The organism is Nitrosophilus sp. (assembly GCF_982775275.1).
In genome coordinates this window covers 1-2,440 of the sequence record NZ_CEXZHP010000217.1, presented here as the reverse complement: position 1 = coordinate 2,440, position 2,440 = coordinate 1, and the positions used below count along the sequence as shown (strand labels likewise).

Below are 2,440 nucleotides of genomic sequence, written 5' to 3'. Positions count from 1 at the left end.
CTTTTGGAGTTATCATCTCAATTAGCATATCATCTACTTTTGTTTTATCCATAATTAGACCCTTTTTTAATATAACTGTATTTTATCAAAAGTTATTTAAATTAAAATGCAAATGCAAAACCAACACTAATAGAGTGAATGGTTTTTGTATGAGTTTTTTCAAATAATAAATCATTTCTATAAGTTATAAATGGTTTAAATGGTATGTGATTATCAGGTTCCCACCCCAAATTTGATGTTAAACCAATAATATTATCATTATTTTTACCATAACTAAAATAGCCTATTGTTCCTATTGACATATTAAACCATTGCCATAATCTTTGTTCTAAAATAATTCCAATAGAGTAAAAATTATCTTTGTTAGTTTTAAATTTTGTTACTTCAATACCATATCTTTTATTATTTTCAATGTCTAATAAAACTCTTGTACCAAAATGTATATAATCTTTTGAATATCCAAAATGAGGTCTAATAAAAAGATTTGAAAATGATTCTTTTAATGGTAATATAGTTGTATCTTTAAGTCTATATTTAATATTTTGATTAGTTTTATATAGTTCATCTTTTAATGAAATATTTTTAATTTGTTGATTTTTATATTTAAAAAAGATAGTTTGTGTGGTTAAATTATAAACTACACTATACAAAGTATCTTTAACTGATACTTTTTGCAAAATTTTAAAGATATCATCTTTGTTAAGATTATTATTTGAACTAGTTTGTATAGTATAAAATCTTTTTAAAGATTCTTTTGATTTTTTAAGCTTATTTTTACTATTTAAATAGTGATTTGTCATAATTTTAGTATTTTGTTTTATAATTTTTAAACCATTATCTATCTCAACTATAGCACTATTGCCATTTTTATCTACTATTTTATAATGCACTAACGGGTATCCTAAAAACTCTCCAAAAGCAATAGTATAGTTTTTAAAAATTTTTATGGCTTCATCTGTAGTTGAACTATTTTTTTAAAATAATATCACCATCTCTAAACTTTTAACAATAGGTTTAAAAAATAATATATTTGTTTTTGTATGTGGCACGGCAGATATAGCAACAAATAATCCTTTTGAATTTATACCTTCATAAGGCATTGAACTATCTTGTTGAGATATGCTAATTCTTGCAAAACTATTTTTTGTAGCATGTATATAATTTATATGTAAATTATCTTGTTTATAGTCAAAATTCCTACCTACTAATATTGTATTATTATTTTTTATATGAAATATACTACAAGCAAAAAGATTATATGACATAAATAAAAATATAAATAATTTATAAAACATCTAATTTTCCTCGATAAATTTTTGCAACTCTAATATATAATTTTTAAAAGCTTTTTTCCCATCTTTTGTTATACTTACAACTGTTTTTGGACGTTTTTTCTCAAAAAACTTATCTATTTTTACATAGTTGGCATCTTCTAGTTTTTTAAGATGACTAGATAGATTTCCATCTGTTACTTCTAACATCTTTTTTAATGCACTAAAAGGTAACTCTTCATTATGTATAAGTAAAGAGATAAGTTTTGAGCGTATATTTTGGTGAAGTAGTGGATCAAACATCGTTAGATTCTCTTTTTAATCTTATACCAAGATAGATATATCCAAACCCAATTACAACTATAGCAGCTAATTGATTAAATATTGTAATATTAAAAAATGTAGATAAAATAAAAAGTGTAAAAGCAACACTAATACTTATAATACTATGATATGTAAATAGTTTAGAATTTATGCTAAATCCAGCAATATATCCAGCACTTCCTATTAGAAATATCCATATAATATAGATATAATCTATAAGCATACTTTGAACAAAAATAATAGTAAGAAAAATTCCAAAAATTATATTTATTACATAAACTTTTTCTACAAAATTTTGAAGTTTATTAAAATATGGCATATCATATTTTTTATTTTCATTTTTAATTAAAAAATACTCAACTAATGCCCCAAATCCTAAAAAAACTATTAAAAAAATAGAGCCATATATAATACTTATCTTAAATATATTACTTGCAAATATAAACAAAAAAATAGCAACAACACCCCAAACTATTATTGCATTAAAATTATATGGCATAAACTTTTCATTTTCTAAAAGAGATGTATGTATCTCTTTTAGCTTTTTTAAAACATCATTTTTACTCTCTTGCATAAAAACTCCTTATTACAAATAACTTTGTATTTCAAAGTATATTGATTGCTCAATTAATATAAACTTAAATATGAAAATTTATAAAAAATTATTTTATAAACAGATCAAGTGCTTTTAAAACTACTAAAACAATTCCAGCACTTCCTATATACCACTTCATAATACTGTTTATACTCTCTTGAATCTCTCGTTTTGTTTGTTCATTATTTGCTATAATCTCTGCTTTAAAACTTTTTAATTCACCTCTAATCTCAGCCTTAAAAGTTTCAAA

4 protein-coding genes and 1 pseudogene are annotated in these 2,440 nt (G+C 22.5%); all 5 read right to left on the bottom strand.

Annotation, left to right across the window (positions count from 1 at the left end; all coding sequences use genetic code 11):
- Positions 1 to 101 precede the first annotated feature (101 nt).
- Positions 102 to 959: pseudogene (locus AC30RD_RS08415) on the bottom strand (carcinine hydrolase/isopenicillin-N N-acyltransferase family protein); the annotation flags it as partial.
- 15 nt (positions 960 to 974) lie between these two features.
- Complete coding sequence (locus tag AC30RD_RS08410) at positions 975 to 1,295, bottom strand: hypothetical protein (protein WP_489494043.1); 321 nt, start codon at positions 1,293 to 1,295, stop codon at positions 975 to 977.
- On the bottom strand, positions 1,296 to 1,574 hold the full coding sequence (locus AC30RD_RS08405; protein ID WP_489494042.1) for a winged helix-turn-helix domain-containing protein: 279 nt from the start codon (positions 1,572 to 1,574) through the stop codon (positions 1,296 to 1,298). It abuts the gene before it with no gap.
- Positions 1,567 to 2,169 (bottom strand): hypothetical protein, encoded by a 603-nt coding sequence (locus AC30RD_RS08400; RefSeq protein WP_489494041.1) that lies wholly within the window; start codon positions 2,167 to 2,169, stop codon positions 1,567 to 1,569. Before AC30RD_RS08400 ends, AC30RD_RS08405 begins: the two co-directional genes overlap by 8 nt.
- A gap of 88 nt (positions 2,170 to 2,257) precedes the next feature.
- On the bottom strand, positions 2,258 to 2,440 hold a 183-nt coding region (locus AC30RD_RS08395; RefSeq protein WP_489494040.1), incomplete at its 5' end, for a hypothetical protein.

What these genes read in the sequence shown, in the direction of transcription:
- AC30RD_RS08410 (WP_489494043.1), bottom strand. Translation starts at nt 1,295, where the DNA reads ATGTTTTATAAATTATTTATATTTTTATTTATGTCATATAATCTTTTT.
- AC30RD_RS08405 (WP_489494042.1), bottom strand. Translation starts at nt 1,574, where the DNA reads ATGTTTGATCCACTACTTCACCAAAATATACGCTCAAAACTTATCTCT.
- AC30RD_RS08400 (WP_489494041.1), bottom strand. Translation starts at nt 2,169, where the DNA reads ATGCAAGAGAGTAAAAATGATGTTTTAAAAAAGCTAAAAGAGATACAT.